Source organism: uncultured Bifidobacterium sp. (assembly GCF_963540075.1).
GTDB lineage: Bacteria > Actinomycetota > Actinomycetes > Actinomycetales > Bifidobacteriaceae > Bifidobacterium.
In genome coordinates this window covers 1-5680 of record NZ_CAUTOG010000063.1, presented here as the reverse complement: position 1 = coordinate 5680, position 5680 = coordinate 1, and the positions used below count along the sequence as shown (strand labels likewise).

The 5680-nt window shown below is 65.9% G+C and carries 6 protein-coding genes; 3 read left to right on the top strand and 3 right to left on the bottom strand.

The window, feature by feature from the left end:
- Positions 1-389, bottom strand: a 389-nt coding sequence (locus tag RWX87_RS06355) for an FAD-dependent oxidoreductase (RefSeq protein WP_314688730.1), incomplete at its 3' end; no start/stop codon positions are given.
- 123 nt (positions 390-512) lie between these two features.
- Positions 513-1640, bottom strand: coding sequence for an ACR3 family arsenite efflux transporter (gene arsB / locus RWX87_RS06350; RefSeq protein WP_399552329.1), 1128 nt, complete (start codon positions 1638-1640; stop codon positions 513-515).
- Positions 1641-1757: 117 nt separating this feature from the next.
- On the opposite strand from arsB, the gene RWX87_RS06345 reads away from it, so the two are divergent.
- The gene (locus tag RWX87_RS06345) at positions 1758-2168 is read left to right on the top strand and encodes a metalloregulator ArsR/SmtB family transcription factor (RefSeq protein WP_314688729.1); all 411 of its coding nucleotides are present in this window, start codon (positions 1758-1760) and stop codon (positions 2166-2168) included.
- Positions 2169-2349: 181 nt separating this feature from the next.
- Here RWX87_RS06345 and RWX87_RS06340 read toward each other — a convergent pair whose 3' ends face one another.
- A complete protein-coding gene (locus RWX87_RS06340) occupies positions 2350-2553 on the bottom strand; it encodes a hypothetical protein (RefSeq protein ID WP_314688728.1) in 204 nt (67 codons plus the stop codon).
- Positions 2554-2805: 252 nt separating this feature from the next.
- Here RWX87_RS06340 and RWX87_RS06335 point away from each other — a divergent pair, with 252 nt between their 5' ends.
- Both RWX87_RS06335 and glyA read left to right on the top strand, forming a co-directional pair.
- Positions 2806-4074, top strand: coding sequence for an OFA family MFS transporter (locus RWX87_RS06335; RefSeq protein ID WP_314688727.1), 1269 nt, complete (start codon positions 2806-2808; stop codon positions 4072-4074).
- 187 nt (positions 4075-4261) lie between these two features.
- The gene (gene glyA / locus RWX87_RS06330) at positions 4262-5614 is read left to right on the top strand and encodes a serine hydroxymethyltransferase (RefSeq protein WP_314688725.1); all 1353 of its coding nucleotides are present in this window, start codon (positions 4262-4264) and stop codon (positions 5612-5614) included.
- Positions 5615-5680 lie beyond the last annotated feature (66 nt).

The window sequence follows — 5680 nt, the reverse complement described above, 5'->3', positions numbered from 1 at the left end:
GGGCCGAGGGCCCCGGGGCCGGACAGACCGGTGATGCCGTTCACCGCGGGCACCGCGCCCGTGGCCACGACAAGCCGGTCGTAGCCCATCGCCTCGCGATTCCCGTCGGATCCGGCCACGGTGACGGCATGGGCCGCGACATCGATGGCGGTGGCGCGCACGCCCAGACGCAAGGAGAGGCCCGCCGCCTCCAGATCCGTCCGGGTGCGATGGGCCAGGTCGTGCCAGTCCGACACGTCGCCTGCGATGTGGTAGGGAATCCCGCAGATCGAATAGTTCGGATAGCGGTCGGCGACCACGAGCGTGACATGCGCCCGCGGGTCGAGCCGACGGGCCCGCAGGCCTGCCATGATGGCGGCATCCGAGCCGCCTATGATAAGCAGTCGCATGGGTTGGTCTCCTCTGAGGTCGTGGTATGCGGATCCGTAATCTGCCGGTCCATAATCTGCCGGTCCGCATCCCATCCCCGCCGTGTTTTTCGGCGTATGACCGACGTGTGGTCTCTAGTCGCTCTAGTCGTCCCTGCCCGGCCCCGGACAGCCGGTGGCGTCCACGCACCGCGGAAACAGACGCGGTCGCAGCCAGAGGGCCACATAGACGAGTCCCAGAAGGGCGGGGACCTCGATGAGAGGGCCCACCGTTCCGGCCAGCGCCTGGCCGGAGACGACGCCGAAGGTGCCCACGCATACGGCTATGGCGAGTTCGAAGTTGTTGCCGGCCCCCGTGAACGCCAGGGTCGCGGTCCGCTCATAGCCCAGATGCAGGGCGTGGCCGAGGGCGAACCCGACAGTGAACATGATGGCGAAGTAGATGACCAGCGGCGCCGCGATGCGCACGACCTCCCACGGTTCGCGGGAGATGCGCTCCCCCTGCATGGCGAAGAGCACGACCACCGCGAACAGCAGACCCCAGGTGGCCAGCGGACTGATTCGGGGCAGGAATCTGCGCTCATACCATTCACGTCCTCTGAGGCGTTCTCCGAGCCTGCGACTGGCCCATCCGGCCAGCAACGGCACACCGAGGAAGACGAGCACCGATTCGGCGATCGCGCGGAACGAGAACCCGGCCGGCACCGTCGACAGGCCAAGCCAGCCGGGCAGAACATCGAGATAGAACCAGCCGAGGCCGGCGAAGGCGAGAATCTGGAAGATCGCATTCAGCGCGACGAGAACCGCTGCGGCCTCGCGGTCCCCGCACGCCAGATCGTTCCAGATGAGCACCATGGCGATGCAGCGCGCCAGCCCGACGATGATGACGCCGGTGCGGTAGTCGGGAAGGTCGGGCAGCAGCAGCCACGCCAGCGTGAACATGAGGGCGGGTCCGACGACCCAGTTGAGGAGCAGGGAGGCGCCCAGGAGACGCCGGTCGCGGGCCACCCGTTCGAGCCTGTCGTAGCGGACCCTGGCCAGGGGCGGGTACATCATCAGCAGAAGTCCCAGGGCGATCGGCAGACTCGTGGAGCCCAGTTTCACGGAGTCGATGAACGTCGCCAGCCCCGGCCACAGACGCCCGGCCACGACGCCGACGGCCATGGACGCCAGAATCCAGATCGGCAACCACCTATCGGCCCGGCCAAGACGTGCGGGAACCTGCGACCGCACGACGGGCGTGCGACTCGCCTTCTGCCCCCGTGAAGACATCCGTTCGTTCGCGGGCATCACGCACCCCTCACATAGACGACCATCTATCGAAACTATCGTGACGCAACACATAGACGTTCGTCGATGAATTAGGGAGTCGGTGCGAGACTGGAGGACATGACCATCACGCCTACGCCTCCGGAACACCAGGGCCAGGACGTCTGCCTCGCCTGTGCGTGCGAGGCGACGCCCCGCCCGAACGATGACCGCGGCCTCGAGCGGGAGCTCAAGGCCCTCGCCGACCCCGCCCGTCTGCGGCTTCTGCGAATCATCGCCGCGCATCCCGGAGGGAGAGCCTGCATCTGCCAGCTCACCGAGCCCCTCGGCCTCACCCAGCCCACCATCTCGCACCATATGAGGCTTCTCGCGGAGTCCGGCTTCGTCACGCGAGAGCGGCGGGGGAAGTGGGTCTACTACACGATAATGCCGGAGGCGCTTGCCGATCTTGCTCGCCGTCTCACCGATCTGGCCGCCTCCGGGACCGAGAGCCACGTGTCCGTCTGCGCGTCATCGGGAGCAGCCGGATAACCATCGAGGGAAAGGCCTGACCGGAGGGCATGGACATGGTTGAGCGCGGGCTTCGCGAACAGACGGGTGGCCGAGGCCGAAACTGACCAGACGCGACGGACCGGACGAAGCGGGAGGGCCTCACTGGTCCGTTCGCGCGGCGAGCAGAAGGGCGGTGTCACGGAGGCGCGCGCAATCGGCGTTACTCGTCGGGGTGCGTGCCGATCAGGCCGACGACGAGAGCGATGACCCCCGCAATAAGACCGCATATGCCGGCGGGAACCTGGGTGAAGAACGACAAAGCCAGACTCACCGCCCCGAAGGCCAGACCGATAGCCCCGATGATGATGGTAAATTTACCCATCCTCACCACCCCCTCGCCGTTGTGGTTATAGATATCACGCACAATACCAGAACCCCGAACCCAACGCTCCAATACCTCCGGAGTACGCGATATAAAGCCGATTCCACTCTCATCTCCCCAGCTATGAGCTTTCTCACATTCGTCCGCATTCCTCCGGTTTTCACGGAAAGATATTTCGAAACGAACAGGATTCGTGTTATCTTTCGCCTGCAGAGGGAAGAATCCGGACGCCAGTCTCGGGCCGCACCGCCAGCGTGGCGAGGGAACGCAGAATCCCTGTGCAGAGAGGGATACATGAGCATCCAGGCCGATAACCGCTGGACACGAGCGATCATCCCCGCGCTTCTCATCCACGTCTCCATCGGAACCGTCTACTGCTGGAGCGTGTTCAAGCAGCTGATCGCCGACCGTCTGGGAGCGCCCGCCGGAACGGTCGAATGGGGCTTCTCCCTCGCGATCTTCTTCCTCGGGATGTCCGCGGCGTTTCTCGGCCCCATGGTCGAGCGCGACATCAGGAAGTCGGCCCTGATCTCCATGGTGTGCTTCGTCGTCGGCTTCGCCGGAACCGGAGCGAGCATCGCCGCCGGATGGCTTCCGGGCGTGTTCGTCTTCTACGGCGCGATCATGGGCGTGGGCCTCGGCGTCGGTTATCTCACCCCGGTGAAGAACCTCATGCTGTGGTTCAAGGACAACAAGGGCCTCGCCACCGGAATCGCCGTGGCCGGCTTCGGGCTCGCCAAGGCCATCGCCAGCCCGGTCATGGAATGGCTTATCGGCTCCATCGGTCTGGTCAACATGTTCTACGTGCTCTCCGCCGTGTACGCGCTGTTCATGTTCCTCGGCTTCCTGCTCATCAAACGTCCGGCCGGCTACGTCTACTCCCCCGACGAGCGGGTCAGCCGCTTCGCCGTCATGAGGAAACCCGTGTTCTGGGGCATCTGGCTGGCCTTCTACATCAACATCACCTGCGGCCTCGCCCTCATCTCGCAGGAGAAGGACATCCTGCACGACGTGCTGCGGCAGCTTCCCCGATTCAGCGGACTGAGCGACTCGGCCTTCGCCCTCGCCATCGCGGGTACCGTGGGCGCCGTGCTGGCCATGGACGCCGTGTTCAACACCATCGGCCGCCTCGGCTTCTCGACGCTTTCCGACCACTTCCGTCGGCGCGAGACCGCCTACGTCATCATCTTCGTCATGTCCATCGCCGTGTGCGTGCTCGAGATCGCCGCCAAGGGCATCGACGACGCCATCGTCTGGGTGGTTCTCGCCATGCTCTTCCTCGTCAACGCCGGCTATGGCGGCGGCTTCTCGACGCTGCCCGTGCTGCTCGACGAGCATTTCGGCATCAAGGCGGTCTCCACGACGCACGGGCTGACCCTGAGCGCCTGGGCGTTCGCCGGCCTCTCGGGCAACCAGCTGGCGTCCTTCATCGTGACGCACACCTCCGATCAGGCGCACCGATACGCGGCGCTCATCCCCGTTCTGGCCGTGCTGTACGCGGTCGCCCTCGTGAGCATCCTGCTCGTCAACCGCGTTCGCGGGGACCGGCCCGCCGAGGGCTGATGCGCTCCGGGATTCCCTGGTCCTTCGCGGGCATCCCCATGCCGGGCACGCGCGGGCGCATCGTGAAGGACTCCATCCGCGATTATTTCCTCCACGGCGAGCCGCCCACGCCCTCCATAACTTTTCCCGCATAGCATTTCCGTATCGGCATCCCGCATGCCGCCGTCCCGTAAGGAGCACAACAGCAATGACCGACCAGACCACGACCCAGAGCATCGACCAGGCAGCGACCACCGAAGGGCATGCGCTCGTGCAGCGCCAGGACGACCCCTTCAACTCCCCCATCTCGCGGACCGACCCCGAGATCGCCGAGCTGCTCACCGACGAGCTGCACCGCCAGCAGCGCGGCCTGGAGATGATCGCCTCCGAGAACTTCGTCCCTCGGGCGGTACTTCAGGCCCAGGGCTCGGTTCTCACCAACAAGTACGCGGAAGGATATCCGGGACGCCGCTACTACGGCGGCTGCGAGGTCGTCGACCAGATCGAGACGCTCGCCCGCGAGCGGGCGAAGAAGCTGTTCGGCGCCGAATTCGCCAACGTCCAGCCGCATTCCGGCGCCCAGGCGAACGCCGCCGTCTATCAGGCTCTGGTCAAGCCCGGCGACACGATCCTCGGCCTTGCGCTCGACCAGGGCGGCCATCTCTCCCACGGCATGAGAATCAATTTCTCCGGCCGCTTCTACAAGGCCGAATCCTATGGCGTGAACCCGAAGACCTTTCGGATCGATCCGGAGATCATCCGCCAGCGCGCCCTCGAAACGCATCCGGCCCTGATCATCGGCGGATGGAGCGCCTACCCCCGCATCGAGGACTTCGCGGCGATGAGGCAGATCGCCGACGAGGTGGGCGCCCGCTTCTGGGTCGACATGGCTCATTTCGCCGGTCTCGTGGCGGCTGGACTGCATCCCAGCCCGGTCCCCTACGCCGATGTCGTGTCCTCCACCGCGCACAAGACGCTTGGCGGCCCGCGCTCCGGATTCATCCTCGCGAAGGAGGAGTTCGGGCGCAAGATCAACTCCGCCGTCTTCCCGGGCGAGCAGGGAGGCCCCCTTATGCACGTCGTGGCCGCCAAGGCCGTGGCCTTCAAGATCGCCGGCACGTCCGCATTCCGTGACCGGATGCAACGCACGCTGGACGGCGCGAAGATCCTCGCGGAACGTCTTCAGGCCGCCGACGTGGCAGCCAACGGCATCACCGTGCTTACGGGAGGCACGGACGTCCATCTGGTGATGGTCGATCTGCGCGACAGCGAGCTCGACGGCAAGCAGGGCGAGGATCTTCTGGCACGCTGCGGAATCACGATCAACCGCAACACCGTGCCCTTCGACCCGCGCCCGGCCTCCGTGGCATCCGGTCTGCGCATCGGCACCTCCGCTCTGGCGACGCGCGGCTTCGGTCCCCAGGAGTACGAGCAGGTGGCCGACGTCATCGGCACCGCTCTGGCTGAGGGCACCGGGGCCGACACCGACGCCCTCAGGGCGCGCGTCGACAGGCTCACCGAGGACTTCCCGCTGTACCCCGGACTCGACCAGACGAAGTAGCCGGGCGAAGTCGTCGTCGCAGGCGTCTCACGCGCCCTTCCGGGGTTGTCTTCGTCAGCCCCCGGG

Excerpts from the sequence above, each read along its gene's own strand:
- arsB (WP_399552329.1), bottom strand. The coding sequence starts at position 1,640 with ATGTCTTCACGGGGGCAGAAGGCGAGTCGCACGCCCGTCGTGCGGTCG.
- RWX87_RS06345 (WP_314688729.1), top strand. The coding sequence starts at position 1,758 with ATGACCATCACGCCTACGCCTCCGGAACACCAGGGCCAGGACGTCTGC.
- RWX87_RS06335 (WP_314688727.1), top strand. The coding sequence starts at position 2,806 with ATGAGCATCCAGGCCGATAACCGCTGGACACGAGCGATCATCCCCGCG.
- glyA (WP_314688725.1), top strand. The coding sequence starts at position 4,262 with ATGACCGACCAGACCACGACCCAGAGCATCGACCAGGCAGCGACCACC.